The sequence below is a fragment of the Vibrio gigantis genome, assembly GCF_024347515.1.
GTDB classification, from domain to species: Bacteria; Pseudomonadota; Gammaproteobacteria; order Enterobacterales; family Vibrionaceae; genus Vibrio; species Vibrio gigantis.
The window spans coordinates 337,092-359,746 of record NZ_AP025493.1 but is presented as its reverse complement, the minus strand read 5'-3'; the positions used below and the strand labels follow the sequence as shown (position 1 = coordinate 359,746).

The 22,655-nt window shown below is 44.6% G+C and carries 23 protein-coding genes; 17 read left to right on the top strand and 6 right to left on the bottom strand.

Annotated elements, in window-relative coordinates; translation table 11 throughout:
• The first annotated feature begins 10 nt into the window (after nt 1–10).
• From OCV56_RS17685 to OCV56_RS17670, 4 genes are read left to right on the top strand one after another with little or no spacing between them, the layout of a single operon-like run.
• Complete coding sequence (locus OCV56_RS17685) at nt 11–946, top strand: metal ABC transporter solute-binding protein, Zn/Mn family (RefSeq protein WP_086714067.1); 936 nt, start codon at nt 11–13, stop codon at nt 944–946.
• Nucleotides 946–1,680, top strand: a complete 735-nt coding sequence (locus OCV56_RS17680) for a metal ABC transporter ATP-binding protein (protein ID WP_086714066.1) — start codon at nt 946–948, stop codon at nt 1,678–1,680. The genes OCV56_RS17685 and OCV56_RS17680 overlap by 1 nt, the downstream gene beginning before the upstream one ends.
• Nucleotides 1,680–2,555 carry a metal ABC transporter permease gene (locus OCV56_RS17675; protein ID WP_086714065.1) on the top strand — a complete coding sequence of 292 codons (876 nt, stop codon included), beginning with the start codon at nt 1,680–1,682 and terminating at the stop codon, nt 2,553–2,555. The genes OCV56_RS17680 and OCV56_RS17675 overlap by 1 nt, the downstream gene beginning before the upstream one ends.
• Nucleotides 2,556–2,557: 2 nt before the next feature.
• Nucleotides 2,558–3,481: an ABC transporter substrate-binding protein gene (locus tag OCV56_RS17670; protein ID WP_086714064.1), complete on the top strand. Its 924-nt coding sequence runs from the start codon at nt 2,558–2,560 to the stop codon at nt 3,479–3,481.
• A 117-nt stretch (nt 3,482–3,598) separates the two neighbouring features.
• On the opposite strand, the gene OCV56_RS17665 is transcribed toward OCV56_RS17670, so the two are convergent.
• Nucleotides 3,599–3,808, bottom strand: coding sequence for a DUF2986 domain-containing protein (locus tag OCV56_RS17665; RefSeq protein ID WP_086714063.1), 210 nt, complete (start codon nt 3,806–3,808; stop codon nt 3,599–3,601).
• 97 nt (nt 3,809–3,905) lie between these two features.
• Here OCV56_RS17665 and OCV56_RS17660 point away from each other — a divergent pair, with 97 nt between their 5' ends.
• Both OCV56_RS17660 and OCV56_RS17655 read left to right on the top strand, forming a co-directional pair.
• The gene (locus tag OCV56_RS17660; protein ID WP_086714062.1) at nt 3,906–4,421 is read left to right on the top strand and encodes a GNAT family N-acetyltransferase; all 516 of its coding nucleotides are present in this window, start codon (nt 3,906–3,908) and stop codon (nt 4,419–4,421) included.
• A 3-nt stretch (nt 4,422–4,424) separates the two neighbouring features.
• Nucleotides 4,425–4,820 carry a nitrous oxide-stimulated promoter family protein gene (locus OCV56_RS17655; protein ID WP_086714061.1) on the top strand — a complete coding sequence of 132 codons (396 nt, stop codon included), beginning with the start codon at nt 4,425–4,427 and terminating at the stop codon, nt 4,818–4,820.
• Nucleotides 4,821–4,922: 102 nt separating this feature from the next.
• Here the strand turns inward: OCV56_RS17655 and OCV56_RS17650 are convergent, their stop codons facing one another.
• A complete protein-coding gene (locus OCV56_RS17650) occupies nt 4,923–6,320 on the bottom strand; it encodes an MATE family efflux transporter (protein ID WP_086714060.1) in 1,398 nt (465 codons plus the stop codon).
• 50 nt (nt 6,321–6,370) lie between these two features.
• On the opposite strand from OCV56_RS17650, the gene OCV56_RS17645 reads away from it, so the two are divergent.
• The 3 genes from OCV56_RS17645 (at nt 6,371) to OCV56_RS17635 (ending at nt 8,336) form a co-directional block, all read left to right on the top strand.
• Nucleotides 6,371–7,264 (top strand): helix-turn-helix transcriptional regulator, encoded by an 894-nt coding sequence (locus OCV56_RS17645; protein ID WP_086714059.1) that lies wholly within the window; start codon nt 6,371–6,373, stop codon nt 7,262–7,264.
• A gap of 252 nt (nt 7,265–7,516) precedes the next feature.
• Nucleotides 7,517–7,840 carry a winged helix-turn-helix domain-containing protein gene (locus tag OCV56_RS17640; protein WP_390903691.1) on the top strand — a complete coding sequence of 108 codons (324 nt, stop codon included), beginning with the start codon at nt 7,517–7,519 and terminating at the stop codon, nt 7,838–7,840.
• A 154-nt stretch (nt 7,841–7,994) separates the two neighbouring features.
• Entirely contained in the window at nt 7,995–8,336 is a 342-nt protein-coding gene (locus OCV56_RS17635) for a helix-turn-helix domain-containing protein (RefSeq protein ID WP_086714057.1), read from the top strand.
• A gap of 102 nt (nt 8,337–8,438) precedes the next feature.
• Here OCV56_RS17635 and OCV56_RS17630 read toward each other — a convergent pair whose 3' ends face one another.
• Together OCV56_RS17630 and OCV56_RS17625 are read right to left on the bottom strand one after the other, a co-directional pair.
• Nucleotides 8,439–9,590: an MFS transporter gene (locus tag OCV56_RS17630; protein ID WP_086714056.1), complete on the bottom strand. Its 1,152-nt coding sequence runs from the start codon at nt 9,588–9,590 to the stop codon at nt 8,439–8,441.
• Nucleotides 9,591–9,858: 268 nt separating this feature from the next.
• Nucleotides 9,859–10,884: an AraC family transcriptional regulator gene (locus tag OCV56_RS17625; protein WP_086714055.1), complete on the bottom strand. Its 1,026-nt coding sequence runs from the start codon at nt 10,882–10,884 to the stop codon at nt 9,859–9,861.
• Nucleotides 10,885–11,251: 367 nt separating this feature from the next.
• Between OCV56_RS17625 and OCV56_RS17620 the strand changes: the two genes are divergently transcribed.
• Both OCV56_RS17620 and OCV56_RS17615 read left to right on the top strand, forming a co-directional pair.
• Nucleotides 11,252–12,859, top strand: a complete 1,608-nt coding sequence (locus OCV56_RS17620) for a long-chain-fatty-acid--CoA ligase (RefSeq protein WP_086714054.1) — start codon at nt 11,252–11,254, stop codon at nt 12,857–12,859.
• Entirely contained in the window at nt 12,852–14,537 is a 1,686-nt protein-coding gene (locus OCV56_RS17615) for a GMC family oxidoreductase (protein ID WP_086714053.1), read from the top strand. Before OCV56_RS17620 ends, OCV56_RS17615 begins: the two co-directional genes overlap by 8 nt.
• A 106-nt stretch (nt 14,538–14,643) precedes the next feature.
• On the opposite strand, the gene trxC is transcribed toward OCV56_RS17615, so the two are convergent.
• Nucleotides 14,644–15,078 (bottom strand): thioredoxin TrxC, encoded by a 435-nt coding sequence (gene trxC, locus OCV56_RS17610; protein WP_086714052.1) that lies wholly within the window; start codon nt 15,076–15,078, stop codon nt 14,644–14,646.
• A gap of 121 nt (nt 15,079–15,199) precedes the next feature.
• On the opposite strand from trxC, the gene OCV56_RS17605 reads away from it, so the two are divergent.
• The 5 genes from OCV56_RS17605 to OCV56_RS17585 all read left to right on the top strand — a co-directional run bounded on the left by OCV56_RS17605 (nt 15,200) and on the right by OCV56_RS17585 (nt 19,205).
• Complete coding sequence (locus OCV56_RS17605; RefSeq protein WP_086714051.1) at nt 15,200–16,297, top strand: ketoacyl-ACP synthase III; 1,098 nt, start codon at nt 15,200–15,202, stop codon at nt 16,295–16,297.
• A gap of 22 nt (nt 16,298–16,319) precedes the next feature.
• On the top strand, nt 16,320–16,784 hold the full coding sequence (locus OCV56_RS17600; RefSeq protein ID WP_086714123.1) for a GNAT family N-acetyltransferase: 465 nt from the start codon (nt 16,320–16,322) through the stop codon (nt 16,782–16,784).
• 98 nt (nt 16,785–16,882) lie between these two features.
• Nucleotides 16,883–18,115 carry a glycosyltransferase family 4 protein gene (locus tag OCV56_RS17595; protein WP_086714050.1) on the top strand — a complete coding sequence of 411 codons (1,233 nt, stop codon included), beginning with the start codon at nt 16,883–16,885 and terminating at the stop codon, nt 18,113–18,115.
• Between the two features lie 197 nt (nt 18,116–18,312).
• Complete coding sequence (locus tag OCV56_RS17590; protein ID WP_086714049.1) at nt 18,313–18,774, top strand: YeeE/YedE family protein; 462 nt, start codon at nt 18,313–18,315, stop codon at nt 18,772–18,774.
• The gene (locus OCV56_RS17585; protein WP_086714048.1) at nt 18,774–19,205 is read left to right on the top strand and encodes a YeeE/YedE family protein; all 432 of its coding nucleotides are present in this window, start codon (nt 18,774–18,776) and stop codon (nt 19,203–19,205) included. Before OCV56_RS17590 ends, OCV56_RS17585 begins: the two co-directional genes overlap by 1 nt.
• A gap of 101 nt (nt 19,206–19,306) precedes the next feature.
• Here OCV56_RS17585 and OCV56_RS17580 read toward each other — a convergent pair whose 3' ends face one another.
• On the bottom strand, nt 19,307–20,182 hold the full coding sequence (locus tag OCV56_RS17580; RefSeq protein ID WP_086714047.1) for an endonuclease/exonuclease/phosphatase family protein: 876 nt from the start codon (nt 20,180–20,182) through the stop codon (nt 19,307–19,309).
• Between the two features lie 303 nt (nt 20,183–20,485).
• On the opposite strand from OCV56_RS17580, the gene nrdD reads away from it, so the two are divergent.
• Complete coding sequence (gene nrdD / locus OCV56_RS17575; protein ID WP_019822727.1) at nt 20,486–22,606, top strand: anaerobic ribonucleoside-triphosphate reductase; 2,121 nt, start codon at nt 20,486–20,488, stop codon at nt 22,604–22,606.
• The last annotated feature ends 49 nt before the right edge of the window (nt 22,607–22,655 follow it).

Genomic DNA, 22,655 nt, shown 5'->3' with positions numbered 1-22,655 from the left:
GAGAATTACTATGCGAATTATGACCCTGTTCATGTCGTTATTAGCGGTGTTTATGGCACCTCATGCATTAGCAAAAGAATACACGGTCGACAGTAACAAGCTGACGATTGGTATCACACTTCAACCTTACTACAGCTATGTGAAAGCTGTAGTCGGCGACAAAGTGAACATTCTTCCTTTGGTTGACGCAGGTTTCAACCCACATAACTACTTACCACAACCCAATGATTTAAAGCGATTGAGCCAAATGGATGCAATCGTAGTAAACGGTATTGGTCATGATGACTTCGCGCTTAAAGTGATTTCAGCCGCGCAACGTGATGACTTAGTGGTGATCGAAGCAAACAAAGAAGTGCCTTTACTTCCGGCTCTTGGTCAGTCTGTGGGTCAGGGTGCTGTTAACCCGCATACCTTTGTTGGGCTTTCGACAACCATTCAAAAGGTTTACACCATTGCCAGTGAAGTATCTAAGCTCGACCCAGACAACGCTGCGTTTTATCGCAAGAATGCACGTAAGTACGCTAAGCAATTTCGTTTTATGAAGCGTGATGCGATGTTGTCATTAGGTGAGTTAGATACATCAGGCATGAAGGTTGCGACTACACACAACGCTTATGGATACATTCTTCAAGAGTTTGGTGTTGATGTCGCGGCGGTAATCGAGCCTGCACACGGTGTTGAGCCAAGTGCTAGCCAACTTCAAGAGACGATCGAGAAGATCCGCGCATCGGGTATTGATGTTCTGTTTTACGAATTGAACATGCCAAACCGTTTTGTTGACACGATTGAGGCGGAAACGGGCGTTCAACTTTACCGTTTTTCTCACATGACCCACGGCGAATATGAAGACGATAAAGTAGAAGTTGAGATGAAGAAGAACCTAGAGACGTTAATCGAAGCCATGAAATTTGCGGCGGCGAACCAAGCTAAAAGCGGGAACGCATAATGCTAGGTCCATCAATCTCAATTAATAAACTGGGTCTGCAGTACGATAACAATGTGATTCTTGATGATATCTCGCTAGAACTTAAAGCGGGCGAGTGTCATGTGATCATGGGGCCAAACGGCGGCGGCAAAACTTCTTTGCTGAGATCGGTACTTGGATTGACGCCTTTCTCTGGAGCGATCAACATTCATTGGCCAGAAAAGCCAAGTATTGGTTACGTGCCTCAAAAAGCGACATTCGAGTCGAGCTTACCTTTGACGGTCATGGACTTTGTTCTGCTAAATCAGACGCGAATCCCTCTGTTTTGGCGTCGCAAATCTAAGCAATTGGATCTTGCACTCGCGCAGTTAGATCGCGTTGGTATGGCGACTCGTAGCGACCGCCGTATGGGACAGTTGTCCGGTGGTGAGCAGCAACGTGTTTTGTTTGCTCAAGCGTTATTGGATAACCCGAGCTTACTAGTATTGGATGAACCTACGACGGGCATGGACGAGCAGGGCGTTCGCTATCTGGAGTCGCTAATTCGTGAATGCGTTGATGAAGGCCGAACGATTCTAGCAGTTCATCACGATGTTACTGCAGTTCGTCGACTTGAAGCGAACGTACATGTCGTTAACCGATTCTTAGTGGATAGTGGCCCGCATCAAGAAGTTTTACACCCAAGCAAAATCGAGAGCTTGTTTCAGCATTACAGCAGTGGTTCTACCATGACCAAATCGAAGGAGGTTGCGTAATGGATTGGTTACGACAACTTGCCATTATTGGGGTTGAAGCGGGTCTGTTATCAGAAAGCTTCATGTATGCCTTCATGGTAAACGCTTTGGTTGCAGCGTTATTACTTGGCCCTCTATTAGGTGGTCTGGGTACTTTGGTGATTGCCAAGCGTCTGGCTTTCTTCTCTGAGGCGGTGGGTCACGCAGCATTAACTGGTATTGCAATTGGTGTTCTGCTTGGCGAGCCACCAGAAAATCCGATCATTGGGCTGTTTAGCTTTTGTATGATTTTCGCTTTGCTTTTGCACTTTGTAAGAAACCGAACCAACGTGCCATACGATACCTTGGTTGGTGTGTTCCTAGCGCTGGCATTGGCAGTGGGTGCTGCGTTACTGATGTACGTGGCTCGTAAGATCAATATTCACATGCTTGAGAACGTATTGTTTGGTTCGATCCTTACGGTAACAGATCAAGACTTAGCGATTCTCGCAGGCAGTTGCGCGATCATCATTTTGCTTTTGATACCGACATTCAACCGTATCCTGCTTACCTGTATCAGTCCTGATATTGCGAAGGTTCGCGGTTACAACACCAGTTTCTACGACTACCTGTTTGTCATGATGATCACGTTAGTCACGATTGCTGCCGTTAAGATTGTGGGTGCAGTTTTGGTAGGCGCGTTGTTATTGATTCCAGGTGCAACGGCTCGACTATTAACCAAGCGCATGGGTAGCTTTGTGTTGTTATCAGCATTGCTAGCGACCATTGCGTGTTTGGTTGGCACGGTATTACCAATGGAACTTAAATTGCCAGTACCGTCGGGTGCTTCTATCATCATTGTTTCTGCAACGTTTTTCCTTGCAGCAACGCTATACCGAATTGTAAGAAAGGCGTAATCATGACTTCTTTAATGAATCGTATCTCGAGCTCAGTCAAAGCAACGGCTCAAGTCGGTGTGCTTGGCAGTGTGTTAATGGCTGGCTCGTTGGTGTCAATTAAAGCGAATGCTGAAGATATTCTAACGAGTACACCTGTGACTTATGCATTAGCGACGGAGCTAACTAAAGGCACTGACATCACGACTGAGTATCTGCCACCCAAGCGCTACGGTATCGACCGTCTGCCAAATTGGTTTGCTACCAAGGGTGCAAGCAAAGTTCTTAAGTCTGGCGAAAAGGCGACCGTTGCGGTAACGTTGTCATCGATCTGGCAAGCAGACCCTACGTTTGTATACGCAAGACAAGGCAATATCCGTTTGGTTGAGGTTGATGCCGCTCAAGCCATTACACCACGAGCACAAGGCGTTGCAGCCCTTACATTATCGAATGGTGATGTGTCTAAATATGCGTGGTTAAACCCAACCAACTTAACACGTATGGCAGCAATCGTGGCTGACGACTTTAAGTTGTTGTGGCCGACACAAGCTGAAACGATTGATAGCAACCTACAACGAGTGATGTTGGATGTTCGTGAGCTGATTAATAAGCAACAAGCAGTATTGCTCGACAATGACGTGGATTCAGTATTACTACTTTCAGAAAGCTTGGAAGATTTCGCGTCTGGTAGCCAACTGTTTGTTGAAGAACGCATGTTCAAAGCCGAACTGGAATGGGCAGAGGAAGATAAAGCGAAGCTAAAAGCGATGTTTTCAGAAGACGATGCACTTTGGTTAGTCACAGCGAAAAAGCCAAGCAACTTGATTAAATCATTGGTACCGAATGAGCGTATCTTGGTTGTGGATTCAGTTGATCGTTGGGGAAGAGCAGGAATAAACGCAAAAGCACCGTTTGCTCGTTGGGAAGTGCAACCTTTCAAAGGTTAGATGGCTAAAGTAAGTGAGCTAATAAACCGCTCGATCGAAAAAGCAGCCCAAATAGAGGCTGCTTTTTTGTTCATCTGCTCTGTGTATTGAGCTAGACCAAGGGCTGCGAGTATAAACTTACTCTGCAGTTTTTGTCTCTTCAGCTTCAACAGTTGTTTCGACTGTGCCTTCAGCCTGCTCTTGAGCTGCTTTAGCTTGTTCTTCTGCTTCCATTTTTGCACGGTCAGCTTTAGAAATGTAGCGAGGCTTGTTGCTACTATGCAGTTTAGAATTCGCCTGTTTCTGCTTCTTTTTTAGAATTTGATTAATTTTTTTCTTACGGTTCATTGCTGCATAGCCTTGTATTTAGTTTAGGCGGTGGAGGATAATCATTTTAGCTCTAGAACTCAATATTTACATGGTATTCAGCAAGGAAAATATCACTATGCAGGCAGTCGAGACCGAACGTTTACGATTAAGAATGATCACGCCTCAAGATGCGGTGTTTATTCAACGATTATACAGCTCAGAAGATTTCCTGCGTTACATTGGTGATAAGGAAATCAGCAACACTGAAAAGGCTGTCGAATACATCGAAAATAACATTCTTAAGATGCACGAGGAGAAGGGCGTCTGTTTGTTGATGGTTGAAATCAAGGATTCTTCAACACCAATTGGTATCTGCGGACTAATAAAAAGAGACACCTTAGAGTCGCATGATATTGGCTACGGGTTTGTTCCTGAGTTTTATGGTCAAGGCTTTGCTCAAGAAGCAGCGGAAGCGATAATTGAACAAGCTAAGCAGAATGCTGATATCGATCATTTAGTTGCCATCACAACCTCTGATAACATTCGAAGTATCGCACTACTGGCTAAGTTAGGCTTTGTGTTTGAGCGAGTTGAAGATGTGATAAGCGAAAGCGTTAATCTCAACCTGTACGGTTTCTCATTAGGTAATTAAAACATGTTCCAACATAACAATATTCTACAAGGCGAACTTGCGACGGAGTACAAAACCGTTATCGCGATGGTGCACATCTATTGCAAAGATCACCACGGTGAATTTCGTCAGAATAACGCGTTATGTGAGGAGTGTGAGCAACTGTTGCGTTATGCTGAAACGCGGCTTGATAGATGCCCCTATGGCGAAGCAAAACCGACCTGTAACAAGTGTCCGATTCATTGCTATAAACCTGACCCGAAAGAGCAAATGCGTTTAGTGATGCGCTATGCAGGGCCAAGAATGCTGCTTAAGCATCCTATTTTAGCGATTCGACATTTAATTCATGAGAAACGGAAAGTGCCAGAGAAGCCACTGCCGAATGTGTCGAACCGTCATATTCGAATGAATAAAAAGTAACTGGTGTTTTAGAGTAATTTCTAAAGAAACGAAAAGGTCTGATTTCTCAGACCTTTTTGTTTTGAGCGTCATCTTGTTCAGATAGTTGGTTACTTCAAAAGCTTAAGCCGCTTGTGGTTCTTCATAAGTAACCGTCAGGTTGTTGATCCAACGGCGACTCAAATAACGGTGTGAACAAATAGCCAGTTTCACCACTTCTTCCACCAACATCAGACCATAGATGTATTTGAAATCCCATCCAGCGACAAATGCGCCGTAAACACACACTGGAATGCCAACCATCCACATAGCAATGAAATCCATGCGCAAGCAGAATGCATTGTCACCACCAGCACGAATGATACCGTTAATGATCACCATGTTGAGCATGCGAATCACAACCGCAAAGCACATGATCATCATCGCTGGTGAAGCGAGCGGGTATAAAGCGTCTGTGGTTAGGTTTAGCCATGATAGGACATGTTCCTTACCCATAAACAATAGCAAGCCTACCACCGCACCAAAACCAACCACGGCTTTAATAAACGTCAGACCCATACTCATCGCATCATCGAACTCATCACGACCGAGTGAGTGACCAAGCAACACGGAACACGCAACCGAGATACCAAAGAATATCGAGTAACATAACGACTCAAACGGAGCGAGCATTGAGAAAACAGCTAGCTCTGTTGTGCCCATGTGGCCAAAGATCATTTGGTAAGCCATAGTGCCCATTGCCCATAAAACGGCATTCATAGTCAGTGGCAGAGCAATACGACGGTAAGACAACCACAATGATGGACGATGTGGTGAGCTAGGCGTAGTTAACAACCAGTGGTTACGCATACGCATGTAGCCATACATCAAACCCACTTGAATCAAGCGTGCTAAAGTTGTCGCTAATGCAGCACCCGCAACGCCCATTGCTGGAATTCCGAAAGCACCTTTAATAAGAATGAAGTTAAGCGCAATGTTGAGGGCGATTGTAACACCGCCTAACAATAGTGGGGTTACGGTGTCACCTGAAGAGCGCATGCTTGCTTCTACCACGACCACAATATGAGTCAGCAGCAGAACAGGGAAGCCGTACCAAAGGTAAGTGGCACCAAGCTCAATCACGGTTTGATCGCTGGTTTGCAACATCATTAAAAACTGAGAACCAAGAGTGATGATTGCAGTGACAGGCAGCAAAACTTTTAAGCCAAACACCATTGCGATGGATGACACCGTACGCGCACTTTTACGGTCATTCTTTCCCCAGTATTGAGCGACTAATGTTCCGTTTGCTGAGGCCAACCCTGCCATAATCATAATAGCAACGAAGTGCCATTTTGACGCAATTCCCACAGCAGCAGCTGCTTCCATACCAAAATCGCTGACCATTAACACGTCAGCAAGGGCTAAAATAGCAACCAAAGCACTTTGCAATGCAACAGGCAAACCAAGTTTGATGATGCGAGGTAATATGCTCTCTGGCTTGTTATTCATAGATGAGTTAGGGTTGATATTAGTTGTCATAAGCTCTCCGATTTATGGCAGAACTATAGTGACTTGAGTGAAGTAACAACATGTTTAAAAAACAACAAAACCTGTGCGAATCCGTCATTGATAACATGAAGCCAAAATCAACCTGGCAAGATGACGTGTTTCTCGCAGAACAGTGTAAAGAACGTTTTTTGACCGTTGAAGATATCCCAGAGATGAAAAGCTGCGGTGTTTACATGGGGGGAATGGCAAAGCTGTATGATGCGTATTGGGTTGAACGAGAATCGGTGAACGTCCATACATTGATTTTCACTCAAGATGGGGGCGGAATATTAACAACCGCGACCTCAGTACAAGCTATTACTCCTTATACGCTTGTGGTTCTTCCTGCTGAAACGCCATTTCGATTTGAACTTGATCCTCAATACAACTATTGGAAAATGGCGTGGATGCTGACGCCAGATACTTCACAGTGGCAACACATCGTGAGTTTGGGGCAGAGCATTGTCCCTTTCGGAGAGTGTGAGCAAATCTGGTCGCTGATGAATTTGGTTCACTTTGAAATTGGCGGCAGAGCGAGTTATCGAAAACTACTGATGAGTGAAATCATCCGTACGTTAACTGGGTTTGAACCTAAGTCGACCAGTACGACAGCGCGTGTTCAGGCGCTATACAACGAAATTGAAAGTAGTTTGCACCTACCTTGGACGGTTGCTGGGATGGCGGAGCAAGTGTTTATTAGTGAAGAGCAATTAAACCGAGTCACTAAGTCGCTATTCAATGTGTCTCCACGAAGCAAATTGATTCAGTTGAGAATGGATAAAGCAACCAGTTTGCTAAAGCAACAAGATTGGTCGGTGTCGATGATAGCCAATCGTTTAGGCTATAAAGACCCTTACAACTTTTCACATAGATTTAAGAAGCATTTTGGTTTGTCACCGAGCCAATATCGTAAAAGCCACCGGCTTCTATGCTAACTATCTGATCTGAAAAACAAAGTCAAAGGAAAGGTAATATAGGGTACGTATCTAGGCCTAAACCCTATCAAAAACACGATATAAAACAGTGTTCATTTGTGATGTCTGATAACCGAGAAATGCAGTAGATTTACTGTATTTTTCAAGATTGGTGTTATGTAATTTCCCCTCACTTTTATGACCGTAACTAGTCAAATTGCTATGGTTGATCCACAAAATAAGAGGTACGTAATGCCACATGAAGTAACGGATATGCCGGATTTTGGCACTGAACGAAAAATCGTTCTGAACATGAGAGAAGTGAATACTAAAACGAAACTGGTCCGAAAGGAAGACAGTGGCTCAATTGTTGGGACGTTGTCTGAACCTCACCGTAAGGTGCTTTTTTACCTTTATCAGAACAAAGGTGTAGTTATCAGCAAGAACATACTTAAGCGCGTAGGGTGGCCAGGGAAATCGGTAACATCCGCTTCAGTGCTTGTTGCCATTTATGAAATTCGCAGGATGATAGACTGTAAATGTATCTATACCATACCGAATGAAGGTTATTTGTTAGAGCCTAGACCCTGCTGTTGATATTCTGTTCATAATCTAATAATAAAATTTTAATCACTTTACCGTATAAGCTGCTTTCATTATCTTCGATTTGAAACGTCCATTTATAAGTGACGTTATTAAACACACCTCTTAATAAAGTTGTGTCGTTGGTTGCTCTATTAGGGAATATTATATGAATACGGACTCTTCCCCTGTAATTGAAGATAAACGTGTAGAACAAAACGAGGTATTGGAGGTAAACGGCAAAGTTATTGAGCTGAACACAAAGCTCATACGCAATTTAGAAAATGGTTATATCGTAGGAACGATGCCATTGGCTTATAGAAAGATTATTCTTTCTATGAATCGTCACCGTGGACAACTATTCAGTGTTCCACAGCTAAAAGACATTGGCTGGGAAGGTGAGAAGGTCACAAACTCTTCTGTGATTGTCGCTATTTCAGAGATACGCTCAATTCTTGGTGATGGATTGATCCTAACGATCACTGGTGAAGGCTACGTGTTCCAACCTTAGTGTCATCTTCTAAATATCGCGTATAAAAAAGGGCACTTCATTTGGACGTAATGTCTTTAGTGAAGCGCCCCTATGTGTATCGCTCAAAAGTAAGATAATGACTTATTCACCAGCAATTTGTAGGTGAGAGCGTTTAAGGCTTGCGATCAACATGTAAATCGTAGTCGCTAGTAGAGACGCAAACAGGTAAGTAAATAACCCAGCTTGCGAATCCATGAAGCTGTCCGCCACAATCGGACCCGCAACTGAACCTATGCTGTAGCAAAGCAGCATGATTTGAGTCACTGATACCAAGTAGCTTGGATCTAAGTTACGGCAGCCCAAGTTAATTGCAATTGGGTAAAGTGCGAACGTCGCCATGCCTAGTACGAACAGGCTCATGCCTAATACGTAGAAGTCATGATTGATCGTTAGTACGCCAATGCTTGCCACACCGAGTAGGCAGAACAAAGCCATTAACAACACTTGACCTACATGGTGAGATAACCAAGTCACCATCGGCTGTACAGCCATGCCACCCATGATCACTAAAGCCATCAAGCCACCAATGTCTTCATGCGCAATGTTACGTTGAGCAAGCTCTACTGGCATCAAACCGTAAATAGCACCCAGTGTCAGCCCAGACACGATGCAGCCAATTAAAGCGCTGTGGCTCAATTTGCTGATCTGTTTTAGAGACAGAGACTGAGCATCGTGAATCTGTGGTGGTGTCGCTTGTCCGTACATCAACACAATGATTGCACCAAATAGCAGTGTGAACATCGCGATAAAAGGTACGCCGCCAGTGATACCCAGGTAACCAATGCCTAGCTGACCAACTGCAGAACCGCCGTATAGTGAACACATGTAAATCGCTAAGCGTTTTGCTCGTTGTGATTCGTCACCGCTCATTAGCCATGATTCAACAATGACGAAAATACCCGCAACCGACACACCCGCAACAAAGCGCGCAATTAGCCACACTGCTTGGTGTGGGATTAATGGCAACACAAGGATCGTTGCGATGAACACGCTCAGTGCCATTACAAACGCGTCTTTATGACCAATACGAGCAATCGCACGCTCGATCAATAACGTACCCGCTAGAAGACCTGCATAAAAGGCACTCGCCAACCAACTCGATAGATTACTGTCTAGGCCATATTCAGACAGCATTAATGGCAAAGAGCTCATTAAGTAGCCTGAAGCAATCGCGTAAAAAGACAATGCAATAACCGGTACAGTTATGCGAGTTGTTGGTTGGATGTTGTCCAATGCAGGAGCCTCTGATAGTAAAAGAAACGATGAATTTTCCGCGACTATGGGGGAGAAACTGAATTGGGTAAAACGAATAAAAATGGTCGTTAAGATAAAAGAAATTTGTCGACTAGCAAAACTAAAATACCGTTGTGAGATTTTATGATTTATCGAAATTTTATGTGGTCAAAAAGCCGTTAAACCCTTGTTCATCGGTCATTTAATAGAGAAGGCGATAGCATATTAATTACTGTGACTAGAATTTAATTGAATGCGTTATTTTCTGTTAGACCGCTTCTTTTCGGTATTGACGTGGTGAGCTTCCACTCCATTTGCGAAAAGCGTGACGGAAGTTCGCACTGTCAGAAAAACCAACACGCTCAGAAATCTCTTCAATACTCATTTTTGTCGACGAAAGGTAGTGTCGAGAAAGATGGAAACGAACGTGATCGAGTATTTTCTGGTAGCTCGTATCGGCTGCTTTAAGATGGCGACGCAATGTACGAGATGACATGCCCAACTCTGAGGAGATCGACTCTATCGATGGGTAACATCCCGGCCTCTCAAGAAGCATTTGAGAGACTTTTTCTTTTAAGCTGGTGGATGCACTTACTTTTGCCAACATGTCATCACATGATTTAAGACACATCTGCAATGTGATGGTATTGGCCGTAGGGAGAGGTGAGTACAAACTGGTTGCATCAAACTGCCATTCAAGGCGGTCACTATTAAATTCAACAGGGCAACGAAAAACCTCAGTGTAAAGGTCACCGTACTCTGGCTTCGGATAAGGGAAGCGGATCACTTGAGATGGAAAGGGCTGTTGCAGCACTTCTTCACACAGGCTTTGGATCGCCGCAAACCAATATTCGCAACAAAATGGCAGCACAGAATCTAAGTCGATCAGTTGTTCTGCACGAAAGTACCCAACGTTATCCTCTACAGACATGGTCTTTCTCAGCACGGGGCCGGCAAGTTGCAAGTATTTAAATCCGATCAACAAAGCATCTAATAGCGTTTCGCTACTGAACACCGCATAGCCCAACACACCAAAGTCGCTAAATCGGGCCTGCTGGCCAACTCGTAAACCTAATCCGCCTTCATCCGTATTCGCTAGTGCGTTACTGAACACCGCCAACTTTTGCGCCAAAGTAATGTGAGTATCTGGCGTATTGAGTTGAAGATCATCAATATTACTGCCTTCCAGCAACGCTTCGATACTGAGAGCCGGTGACATGTAACGATGCAGTAGTTGAAGGTCAAGAATACCGAATGCTTGCATATCGGGTTCATAGACTGCGGTGTATTCCATAGAATTCCTCTTGTTGAAGTTGGTCATCTTAACCGAACTCTTAACATTTTCGCTTCTTGTCTGTTCTCACTTCCCCAAGTTAATTCAAAATTTTTATTCGTTAGTTCAAAGTTTTACTTGGCTTATTAGAGTTGTGTCCGAATATCACCGGTTTTTGTCTTTTTGAAACCTGTTCGGGATGTTATCAAAATGTTGTAATTTCACAAGTTGCACATTGGTTCGTTTCCAACATTTTCTCAATAATCACTTTTATATACGTGACGATCCAATATGCGACTCCCGTAGCAACAAAGACAAAACTCATTACAACGATTAAACGTCTAAGGCGAATGTGACCGCTAGGTCCAGCCAAACAAGGAGATCATGGATGCACAATCTTGCTGTTAACTTAGAACGTAGCGCTTCACTCTTTCCAACCAAAGCCGCCCTACGTATGGGGGCGGATGAAGTCAGCTTTGCTCAGTTGGAACAACTTGCAGGGAAGGTCGCTGCAAATCTAAAGCGACTTGGACTAAATAAAGGGGATAAGGTTGCGTTGTCGTGTCCTAATGTGACTTATTTCCCCATCGCATATTACGGCATTCTGAAAGCAGGCTGCGTTGTCGTCCCTTTAAACGTGTTGTTTAAGGCGAGAGAAATTGCTTATCACTTGAATGACTCTGACGCGAAGGCCTACCTTTGTTTTGAGGGGACTGATGATCTTCCTATTGGGCGTTACGGGCTACAAGCCTTTGAACAGGCCAATAACTGTGAATATTTTGTCTCTATGCCGCTCCCTTCAGGTAGTGATGCGTGCTCTACAGAAACCGCTGAAAAGAAGGAAATCATGACTGATTGGTTGAGACAACCTCTAGAACCTTTTGAATCTATAGCCTGCCATGGAGATGATACAGCGGTCATCCTGTATACCTCAGGTACTACTGGCCAGCCAAAAGGGGCTGAGCTGTCTCACACCAACATGCAAACCAACGCAATGTCCTCGCAGTATCTGATGAGATTGGAATACAGCGATACAACAATGGCAACACTTCCTCTGTTCCATAGTTTTGGTCAAACCGTAATGATGAACGCGAGTGTGTTGACGGGTTCAACTATGGTCTTGATTCCACGCTTTGAACCATCATTGGTGATTGAACAAATCATTAGCCACAAAGTAAGCGTGTTTGCTGGCGTTCCTACCATGTATATCGCGCTGCTCAGAGCGGGAGAAGAATCTCCTGATACTTCTGAAAACACAAGCAAACGTTCTGAACAGGTTAAGCATAGCTTGAGGTTAGGTGTGTCTGGAGGGGCGTCTATGCCACTTGAGGTTATTCGTCAGTTTGAGTCGCGCTTTGAACTGCCGATATTGGAAGGGTACGGGCTATCTGAAACGGCGCCAGTCGCGACCTTTAATCACATTGATGGTGATCGACTGTCTGGCAGTGTTGGTCAACCACTGTGTGGACATCTTATCAAGATCACTGACGTGCAGGGCAAGTCAGTGGCGATGGGAGAGTTGGGTGAAGTGTGCATTAAGAGCCCAAGTGTCATGAAAGGTTACTATCAACGACCTGAAGCAACGGCAGAAGCGATCAGAGATGGTTGGTTTTTAACGGGTGATATCGGACGGGTTGATGAGAACGGTAACTTGTTCATTGTTGATCGTGTGAAAGACATGATCATCCGAGGCGGTTATAACGTTTATCCTAGAGAAATCGAAGAAGTGTTGATGTGTCACCCGGATGTTGAGATGGTGGCTGTGGTTGGTGAACATCATGAGCAGTTGGGTGAAGAGATTCATGCCCATGTGGTACTACACGAGCATACACAATGTGACAGTAAAGCGTTAATGGCATGGTGCCGAGAACAACTGGCCGATTACAAATACCCTCGTAAAGTATTCATTCGTAGCGCGCTACCCATGACGGCAACAGGAAAAATCTTAAAGCGAGAGCTACATCCTTTAGAAGTTGGGGAGGCAATCAATGGATAACTATGACTTTATTATTGTAGGCGGCGGCTCAGCTGGGTGCGTGATGGCTTCTCGATTGTCAGAAGAACCAAATACTACCGTGTGTTTGCTCGAGGCTGGTGGCAAAGACACAAGCCCCTTTATTCATACTCCAGTTGGCGTTGTGGCGATGATGCCAACCAAGCTCAATAACTGGGCTTTTGAGACGGTTGAACAGCCGGGCTTAAATGGTCGTAAAGGTTATCAGCCGAGAGGGAAGACACTAGGCGGGTCGAGTTCTATTAACGCCATGATGTACGCGCGTGGGCATCGCTATGACTATGACACTTGGGAAAGTTTAGGTAATGCAGGATGGGGCTATGAGTCATGCCTGCCTTACTTTAAGAAAGCTGAAAACAACGAAGTACACAAAGATGAGTATCATGGTCAAGGTGGTCCTTTAAATGTGGCAAACCTTAGGTCGCCGAGCCCAATGTTGGAGCGCTACTTGTCCGCGTGTGAATCGATAGGTGTACCGCGAAATGAAGACATCAACGGAGCTGCTCAGTTTGGTGCCATGCCGACTCAGGTAACTCAGTTAAATGGTGAACGATGCAGTGCTGCCAAGGCTTACTTAACGCCAAACCTATCGCGTTCCAACCTAACTGTCGTAACTAAAGCGACGACTCATAAAGTCTTGTTTGAAGGTAAGAAAGCGGTTGGAGTTGAATATGGTTCAAACGGTAAGTGCTACCAGATTCGATGTAACAAGGAAGTCATTCTATCTGCAGGCGCATTCGGATCTCCTCAACTGTTGTTGCTGTCAGGCGTGGGTGCTAAAGATGAGCTTGCGGAACATAGCATCGAGCAAGTCCATGAGCTACCAGGAGTGGGTAAGAACTTGCAAGATCATATCGATTTGGTTCACTCCTATAAGTGCAGCGAAAAGCGAGAAACTTTCGGTATCTCGTTGCAAATGGCCGCTGAAATGACCAAAGCATTACCTTTGTGGCACAAAGAGCGCCGTGGGAAAATGAGCAGCAACTTTGCGGAAGGCATTGGTTTTCTTTGTTCTGATGATCATATCGCAGTGCCGGATTTGGAGTTTGTATTTGTCGTTGCGGTAGTGGATGACCATGCGAGAAAAATCCATACCAGTCATGGCTTTACATCACATGTCACCTTGCTGAGGCCAAAAAGCCATGGCACCGTGACACTCAATAGCTCTGATCCTTACGATCCTCCAAAGATCGACCCAGCGTTTTTCAGTCACCCTGATGACATGGAAATCATGATTAAAGGGTGGAAGAAGCAATATCAGATGCTAGAAAGCGAAGCGTTTGATGATATTCGTGGGGATGCTTTTTATCCGGTCGATGCCAATGATGACAAGGCGATTGAACAAGATATCCGTAATCGTTCAGATACCCAGTACCACCCTGTAGGAACCTGTAAAATGGGCACCGCCGATGATGTACTGGCAGTAGTGGACAAAGATTTGAAAGTTCATGGGCTAGAGAGTTTACGAGTCATTGACGCTTCAATTATGCCGACACTTGTCGGTGCGAATACCAACGCGCCAACTATCATGATCGCAGAGAAGATTGCTGACCAGATCAAAGAGCAATATGGTTTGAGTGAACAAAGCGACTTGAATCTGAAGAGTGATTTGAACAAGCATGAAGCAGGTGAGAACGCAGAACACGAATTGAGTGTTTAGAGACAATAACGACAAATTGTTGTCTTAATATAGGTTATGAAGCCTTATTCGTTAAGGGCTCATAACCTATTTTTGTTTGCCGGTTAATGAATGATTTTAGGCAAACTTATTTATCCAAAGCTTGATTAAGCCATTGATCAAACTGACCTTTCGGTAAAGCACCGTTGATCGTATCAACTCGTTGACCGTTCTTAAATACCATCACCGTTGGGATGCTTCTGATTTGATACGTAGCCGCCAGTTGCTGTTGAGCTTCGGTATCGATCTTAACAAATCGAACATCGCCAGCGCGCTCTTTAGCGACATCGCTAAATACAGGTGCGAAGCCTACACATGGGTTGCACCATGTTGCCCAAAAATCGACAACCACAGGCTGTGAACTGTTCAAAATAGATTGGAAATTCAATGACGTGCCTTCGATTGGCGCGCCGTCTAGCAATGCGTTTTTGCACTTACCACAAGTAGGGCTTTCTGAAATTCTTTCTGAAGGAACTCGGTTTACGCCACCGCAAGAAGGGCAACGAGTGTTGAATGTAGACATAACTTTCTCTTTTATTGTAACTCCGTGGCTAACGCGATTTACGAATCACGCACGGAACGCTTATACTGTTTAAAACTAGAATACGATACTTAAATAAAAACAAACAATAAACAGGTAAATGATGACAAAATTTTACGCCGAAATTACGGGCTGGGGAAAGTGTCTGCCACCAGCCGTGCTGTCTAATGATGACCTAAGCACTTTTATTGATACGTCTGACGAGTGGATTCGAACTCGAACTGGTATCGAAAACCGTCGTATCAGTCATGTAAATACCTCTGAACTAGCGACTGTTGCTGCTCAACACGCAATGGCGTGTGCTGGTCTTACTGTAGAAGACATCGATCTCGTGATCATCGCAACGTGCAGCCCAGACTCTCTTATTCCAAATACTGCGTCTAAAGTGCAACAGAACCTAGGCATTAAGAGCGCAGCGGCTTTTGACCTTAATGCAGCGTGTACAGGCTTCATCTACGGTGTTGAAACAGCAACTCGATTGATTCAAGCGGGCAACTACCGCAACGCTATCGTTGTCGGTGCAGAGCGTCTTTCATTCTTCATCGACTGGACCAAGCGTGATACTGCGGTTCTATTCGGTGATGGTGCGGGTGCTGTCGTACTTTCTCGCACTGAAGAGCAAGTTGGTCTCCAAGAAGCGCAAATCGGCTGTGATGCGGAAGGCCGAGATATTCTAGCTGTGCCTAAGTTCGGTACTTCAATGGACCGTTTTGCGGCTGATAACGGTTACTGGGACTTCGATTTCGTGGGTAAAGAGATCTTCAAGCGTGCAGTTAAAGGCATGGGTGCGGCTGCCCACACCGTATTGAGCCGCACAGGTATCTCAACAGACAACATTGATGTTGTGATTCCACATCAGGCGAACATCCGAATTATTCAAACGCTTTGCGATATGGCTGGCATTGAGCGCGAGAAAGCCTTTGTGAACATTCAAAACTACGGCAATACGTCGGCTGCGACTGTGCCGATTGCATTGTGTGAATCGTTAGAGCAAGGCTTTGTTAAACCTAACTCAAACATCCTTGTGGCGGCATTCGGTGCCGGTTTAACTTGGGGAGCTGGTCATATTAAGTGGGGCAGCCGTGTTGAACCGCTAGGTCAATCGGATGCTAAGCTTCCAGAAGCGGATAACTCTGCTTTAGAGCTTTTAGAAAGAGCCATTTTACACTGTAAAACGCGTCCCAATTCTGAGAACGAGTAGCATCATGGCGCAAGTTCGTTTTATGGCAGAAGCCGACCTCGATGGGGCGGCTTTAGTTCACCAAGCTACTTTTGTTCGACAGCAAAACTCAAAATATTGGTTACAATGTAACTTAAGTGCCGCACCACGTTTTCTTAACTTTGTTGCTGAAAGCGATGGCGTGATTGTCGGCTACATAATTTGGGTGCAAAAGAGTGGGTTTAGGCCTGAAGCTGTTTTGGAACTAGAGCAACTTGCTGTGGCACCGAGCGCGCAGGGGCAAGGATTGGGTAAAAAGCTGATTCTAGACTCTTTGCCGCAAGTGAAGCAGAAACTAGCAGAGCAAGGCTCGACGCTAAAACATGTATTAGTGACCACCAGAGCAGACAACTTTGCACAAAAGCTTTATCAATCGACGTTGGGCGCAGAGATCGAAACCACGATTTCAAACCTGTACTCTGCGGATGAAGTGCTTATGATAGCTCGCAATGTAGGTGAGCGAATCTGATCGCTGAGTTTTAAAACTAATTATAATCAGCGGTATAAATCGATTTACGTTTAATTAGGGACTTCTACAGTCCCTTTTGTTATTTCTTAGGAAGTGTTTTGAAGAAAGTTTTAGCAATTGGCTACGTATGGCCAGAACCGAATTCATCGGCGGCTGGCAGCCATATGATGTCTCTATTACGTCTATTTAAGAGACAAGGTTGGTCTGTTGAGTTCGCAACGCCAGCTCAAGAAACCGAGCATATGATCGACCTTTCTGAAGAGGGCATCACAAGCCAATCTATTCAGCTAAATTGCGATAGCTTTGACCAGTACATAGAAGAGCTGCAACCAGATGTCGTCATGTTTGACCGTTTTATGATGGAAGAGCAATTCGGCTGGCGTGTTGAGAAGGTATGTCCGAATGCCTTTAAGCTGTTGGATACTGAAGATTTACAGTTCCTACGCAATGCTAGACATGAAGCTGTTAAGAAAGAGGCTGAGCTGACCAAAGAGTACTTGTACAGTGACTTAGCGAGACGTGAAATTGCTGCGATTCTGCGCTGTGATCTTTCGTTGATCATCTCAAGCTACGAGATGGAATTGCTCCAATCTGAGTTCAATATCGATCCAAAGTTATTACATCATCTGCCGTTCATGGTTGATCTCAATACGTTACCTAAAAGTACGAGAAGCTTTGAAGAGCGTAAGCATTTCATGACGATAGGTAACTTTAGACATGCGCCTAACTGGGATGCAGTGCTTCAATTACAGAAGATTTGGCCAAAGATTCGTAAGCAGTTGCCTGATACTGAACTTCATATATACGGTTCATACCCGCCACCAAAGGCAACCGCTTTGCACAATCCTAAAACCGGTTTCCACATCAAAGGTTGGGCTAAAGATGCTCAAGAAGTGATGGAAGAGGCACGTGTATGTGTTGCGCCATTACGTTTTGGTGCGGGCATTAAAGGCAAGTTGCTTGATGCGATGAAGCTGAAAACACCAAACGTGACGAGTGAGATCGGCAGTGAAGGCATGCTACCACAAGGCGAACTGCAATGGCCGGGTGCGGTGGCAGATGATATTGATGAGTTTGTTGAACAAGCTGTCGCTCTCTATGAAGATGAAGAGAGGTGGCTTAAGGCTCAAAGCCAATGTCACTCAATTCTTGAAGCACACTACGATCAGAATCAACTGGGCGACAAATTAATCGAGCGATTGATTGCGCTAGAGTCTGAACTTGAATCTCATCGACTGGATAACTTCTTTGGCTCGATGCTTAAGCACCACAGCATGGCGAGTACCAAGTACATGTCTCAGTGGATAGCTGAAAAGAACAAGACTAAGTAACTGACATACAGTTCAAATGAAACCATAAGCCCTTAGGTTAATGCCTAAGGGTTTTTTTGTGCTGGCTGGATAGTAAATCAAACAAACATAAGCATAAGCGAGGGAATTTATATTAGCATTGACTAATTTATATTTATTAGTAAACTCTAATTTAAAGGTTGTTATGAGTTTATGATGTTCGTTGATAGGAGAGGTCTATGCTTAGTTTGATTCCTTGGGATGCTTTTTTCGGAGGCATGTTGTTAGGCGTGTCGGCCATTGTTTTAATGTTGGGCATTGGTCGAGTTGCAGGTATTAGTGGCATTGTTAGCCGTTTATTACCAGTTGGCACCAGCAACAAAGAGAGCGAAGGCGTGGATACAGATAAAACTGACAAGCATTGGCGTATCGCATTTGTTGTTGGAATGGTCGTAAGTGGTTGGTTGTTGATTCCTACCGGTTACCAACTCCCTCAATTGGAAGAGATGAACCTATTGGTGGTAGTTATTGCTGGTCTGTTAGTGGGTTTCGGCACTAAAACGGCGAATGGGTGTACTAGCGGACATGGCATTGTGGGAATGGCTCGTTTATCTAAACGTTCTATTGTTGCGACCTGTGTATTTATGGGTGTGGCAATCGTAACCGTGTTTATCAAGAATCTAATTGGCTTGGGGGCATAATGAAAAACGCTTCATTTACTATCGTTATTGGTTTGGTCGCAGGTATTCTGTTTGGGTCTGGAATGATCATCTCAGGCATGGTTGATCCTGAGAAAGTGCTCGGCTTCTTAGACATTACCGGTAACTGGGACATGAGCTTGGCATTCGTGATGGGCGGTGCGCTACTGGTGTTCGCTCCATTTTATCACCTAGTTATTAAAAAGCGCGCTAAAGCGTTTAATGGTGAGCCGTTAGATAGCCGTAACAATCCACTAATCGACAGAAAACTGATTCTAGGTTCAACAGCGTTTGGCTTAGGTTGGGGGCTGGCAGGCTTTTGTCCAGGGCCTGCGGTAACTAGTCTCAGTGGCGGTAACCCAACCGTGTGGGTATTTATGATAAGCATGCTGGCGGGAATGTGGTTGGCAGGTCGAACGAATAAAACTTGCTAGTGCTAAACTTATCGCTTATAGAATAGGCTTGATATGACCATTTGAGAGGCTGACACGCTTTAATAAGAAAGCCAGTCAGCCTATTTTTACATCTCTATCTATTATTTGATGGTCGTTGAAACTGGGCAGTGGTCGCTGAGTTTGTAATCCAGCACATCTTGCGTTTCAAATACCTTCTGCTTCGCAGGTGATGCACTTAATGAATCGCTAACGACAATGTGGTCTATTACAGAGCGGAATTGGTGTGTGCGGTGGTTATTACGATTTGAGCGAACCTTACAATCCGCACGGGTCTTTCTTGTCGCCAAACGAGCATCCGTGTTTTCAGTTAAACCCTTCCACATCCAATCTCTTGAGTAGGATAGGTTATGGTTGAAGTCCCCCAGAATCGCGTAGTCCTCACCGTTGCGTTCTCTTTGTTGTATCCACTTATTGAGTTGTTGAGCTTGGTCTTTTAGGCGTGAACAATCGCGGTTAGACTTATACGCCCCACTGCAGCCTGCCTTTAAATGGACAGACAACATGTGAATTGGCTTCGAGCCTGTTTCAATGACCACATAGCTGGCGAACCTAAGCTTGCTGTTGGCACTCGATTCCAGAGGAAAGTCAGCGTAGTCGGTGAGTGTGATTCCTTTACGAACTGCGAAGCCTGTGTATTGGTTCACTTCTTTGAACTGGCGCTTACTGTTTTCTGGTAATGCTCGGTCAGACATCAATATCTTGTATTGATCGCCAGCCACACGCTGAATGGCATCTGCGTCATCGACTTCTTGAAACGCAACCACATCCGCATCTAAAGATTGGAAGTACTCTTTGAGTTTATCGAAATCAGCTTGATCACGTTGGGCGGAAAACTTATTCACAGTCTCGTTGGTTGATAACCATTCGATATTCCAACTGGATATGGTCAAAGGTTCAGCAAATGAGTGGCTACTGAGTAAGCAACCCAACATTATCCAGTTTCGAAGTCGTTTCATGCCAAATATCCCTAATTTTGTCTGCCAATATTGATGAGCCGTTATCCTACAACACTTACCGAAAATTCAACTCTTTTTAGCAGTTTTTTTATTGTTACATTGTTTCTTTTCGACTTGAGAACTCACGTAATAATATTGAATTGATCTTAGTCAGCGTTCTCTTTTTATTGATCCAAATCAATACTCAAAGTTGGTGGTTCTCGTTAAATACGCCACAATATCTAGTGTTAGTTAAACGATAAATCGCTCTATATAGTGTGTTTGTGGATAAGTCTGTGAATAGCTCAAGAGTAAGGAGAAGTGGTGAAATCAATCGTAATCAAGCGTGATGGCTCAAGGGCTCCATTCAGTAGAGATCGCATCCAAGCTGCAGTGGAAGCAGCATCAGACAAAGCCGATAAGGAAATTGCTATTTATGCACTGAATGTGGCATTAGCAGTTGAGTTGAAGCTCGAAGACTACGATGAAGTTCATATCTCTGAAATTCAAACTATGGTCGAGAACGAGCTAATGCAGGGGCCTTATAAGTCTCTTGCTCGTGCCTACATTGAATATCGTCATGACCGCGACATCGCACGTGAAAAGCAAAGCGCTTTAACTCGTGAGATCGAAGGTTTGATCGAAGAAAGCAATGTGGATCTGATCAATGAAAATGCCAACAAAGACGGCAAAGTTATCCCAACTCAGCGTGATTTGCTGGCGGGTATCGTGGCTAAACACTATGCGAAAACTCACATTTTGCCGCGTGACATCGTACAAGCTCACGAGTGTGGTGACATTCATTACCACGATCTAGACTACGCCCCGTTCTTCCCAATGTTTAACTGTATGCTTATCGATCTGAAAGGCATGTTAACGCATGGCTTCAAGATGGGTAACGCGGAAATCGACACTCCTAAGTCTATTTCTACGGCGACTGCGGTTACAGCACAGATCATCGCACAAGTGGCGAGCCACATATACGGCGGTACAACGATTAATCGTATCGATGAGGTTCTAGAACCTTACGTAATGGCAAGCTACGAGAAGCATTTATCATTAGCGAAAGAGTGGGACATTCATAGCCCAGAAGCTTTTGCTATCTCTCGTACAGAGAAAGAGTGTTACGACGCGTTCCAGTCATTGGAATACGAAGTAAACACGCTGCACACAGCTAATGGTCAAACACCATTCGTGACGTTTGGTTTTGGTTTAGGCGAAAGCTGGGGTTCGAAACTTATCCAGCAATCTATCTTGAAAAACCGCATTGCAGGTTTGGGTAAGAACCGTAAAACAGCCGTGTTCCCTAAATTGGTGTTTGCAATCAAAGATGGTTTGAACCATCAGAAGCAAGATCCAAACTACGACATCAAGCAACTAGCGCTAGAGTGTGCGTCTAAGCGTATGTACCCAGACATTCTTAACTACGACAAAGTAGTAGAAGTGACAGGGTCATTCAAAACGCCTATGGGTTGCCGTAGCTTCTTGAATACTTACGAAGAAAACGGTGAGTTGATTCACGAAGGCCGTAACAACTTAGGTGTAGTTAGCTTGAACTTGCCACGTATCGCGATTAACGCGAAGCAAGATATGGTTAAGTTCTACGAACTGCTTGATGAAAAACTCAAGCTTGCTCGTCGCGCATTAGAAACTCGTATCTCTCGTCTAGAAAACGTGAAAGCGCGTGTTGCGCCAATCCTATACATGGAAGGTGCATGTGGCGTACGTTTGAAAGCGGACGACTCTATCGCAGACATCTTCAAGAACGGCCGTGCTTCTGTTTCTCTTGGTTACATTGGTATCCACGAAGCGATGACCGCACTTTACGGTACTGACGTTCACTTGTACGACGATGGCGAAATGCGTGCTAAAGCGCTGGAGCTGGTGGAATATATGAAGCGTGAAGTGGAATCTTGGACGAAAGAGACAGGTTACGCGTTCAGCCTGTACGGCACACCAAGTGAAAACCTATGTAGCCGTTTCTGCAGCATTGATACCAAAGAGTTTGGTGTGATTGATGGTGTAACTGATCGCGGTTACTACACAAACAGCTTCCACCTAGACGTACAGAAGAAAGTGAACCCATACGACAAGATCGATTTCGAGATGCCTTATCCTGAAATATCTAGCGGCGGTTTCATCTGTTACGGTGAGTTCCCGAACATGCAGAAGAACATCGAAGCACTAGAAAACGTATGGGACTACAGCTACACACGCGTACCTTACTACGGCACGAATACGCCAATTGATGAGTGCTACGAATGTGGTTACAACGGTGAGTTTGATTGTACAAGTAAGGGCTTTACGTGCCCTAAATGTGGCAACCATGACTCAACCAAAGTATCGGTAACACGTCGTGTTTGTGGTTACCTTGGTAGCCCAGATGCACGACCATTTAACTTCGGTAAGCAAGAAGAAGTTAAACGCCGCGTGAAGCATCTTTAGTAAGCTCTAAGCTCATCAGCTAGCTTACTTAGAAGAGCTAGGTTTCCAA

Bases quoted from the DNA above. Each gene is read 5' to 3' on its own strand.
- OCV56_RS17685 (WP_086714067.1), top strand. From the start codon at position 11: ATGCGAATTATGACCCTGTTCATGTCGTTATTAGCGGTGTTTATGGCA.
- OCV56_RS17680 (WP_086714066.1), top strand. From the start codon at position 946: ATGCTAGGTCCATCAATCTCAATTAATAAACTGGGTCTGCAGTACGAT.
- OCV56_RS17675 (WP_086714065.1), top strand. From the start codon at position 1,680: ATGGATTGGTTACGACAACTTGCCATTATTGGGGTTGAAGCGGGTCTG.
- OCV56_RS17670 (WP_086714064.1), top strand. From the start codon at position 2,558: ATGACTTCTTTAATGAATCGTATCTCGAGCTCAGTCAAAGCAACGGCT.
- OCV56_RS17665 (WP_086714063.1), bottom strand. From the start codon at position 3,808: ATGAACCGTAAGAAAAAAATTAATCAAATTCTAAAAAAGAAGCAGAAA.
- OCV56_RS17660 (WP_086714062.1), top strand. From the start codon at position 3,906: ATGCAGGCAGTCGAGACCGAACGTTTACGATTAAGAATGATCACGCCT.
- OCV56_RS17655 (WP_086714061.1), top strand. From the start codon at position 4,425: ATGTTCCAACATAACAATATTCTACAAGGCGAACTTGCGACGGAGTAC.
- OCV56_RS17650 (WP_086714060.1), bottom strand. From the start codon at position 6,320: ATGACAACTAATATCAACCCTAACTCATCTATGAATAACAAGCCAGAG.
- OCV56_RS17645 (WP_086714059.1), top strand. From the start codon at position 6,371: ATGTTTAAAAAACAACAAAACCTGTGCGAATCCGTCATTGATAACATG.
- OCV56_RS17640 (WP_390903691.1), top strand. From the start codon at position 7,517: ATGCCGGATTTTGGCACTGAACGAAAAATCGTTCTGAACATGAGAGAA.
- OCV56_RS17635 (WP_086714057.1), top strand. From the start codon at position 7,995: ATGAATACGGACTCTTCCCCTGTAATTGAAGATAAACGTGTAGAACAA.
- OCV56_RS17625 (WP_086714055.1), bottom strand. From the start codon at position 10,884: ATGGAATACACCGCAGTCTATGAACCCGATATGCAAGCATTCGGTATT.
- OCV56_RS17620 (WP_086714054.1), top strand. From the start codon at position 11,252: ATGCACAATCTTGCTGTTAACTTAGAACGTAGCGCTTCACTCTTTCCA.
- OCV56_RS17615 (WP_086714053.1), top strand. From the start codon at position 12,852: ATGGATAACTATGACTTTATTATTGTAGGCGGCGGCTCAGCTGGGTGC.
- trxC (WP_086714052.1), bottom strand. From the start codon at position 15,078: ATGTCTACATTCAACACTCGTTGCCCTTCTTGCGGTGGCGTAAACCGA.
- OCV56_RS17605 (WP_086714051.1), top strand. From the start codon at position 15,200: ATGACAAAATTTTACGCCGAAATTACGGGCTGGGGAAAGTGTCTGCCA.
- OCV56_RS17600 (WP_086714123.1), top strand. From the start codon at position 16,320: ATGGCAGAAGCCGACCTCGATGGGGCGGCTTTAGTTCACCAAGCTACT.
- OCV56_RS17590 (WP_086714049.1), top strand. From the start codon at position 18,313: ATGCTTAGTTTGATTCCTTGGGATGCTTTTTTCGGAGGCATGTTGTTA.
- OCV56_RS17585 (WP_086714048.1), top strand. From the start codon at position 18,774: ATGAAAAACGCTTCATTTACTATCGTTATTGGTTTGGTCGCAGGTATT.
- OCV56_RS17580 (WP_086714047.1), bottom strand. From the start codon at position 20,182: ATGAAACGACTTCGAAACTGGATAATGTTGGGTTGCTTACTCAGTAGC.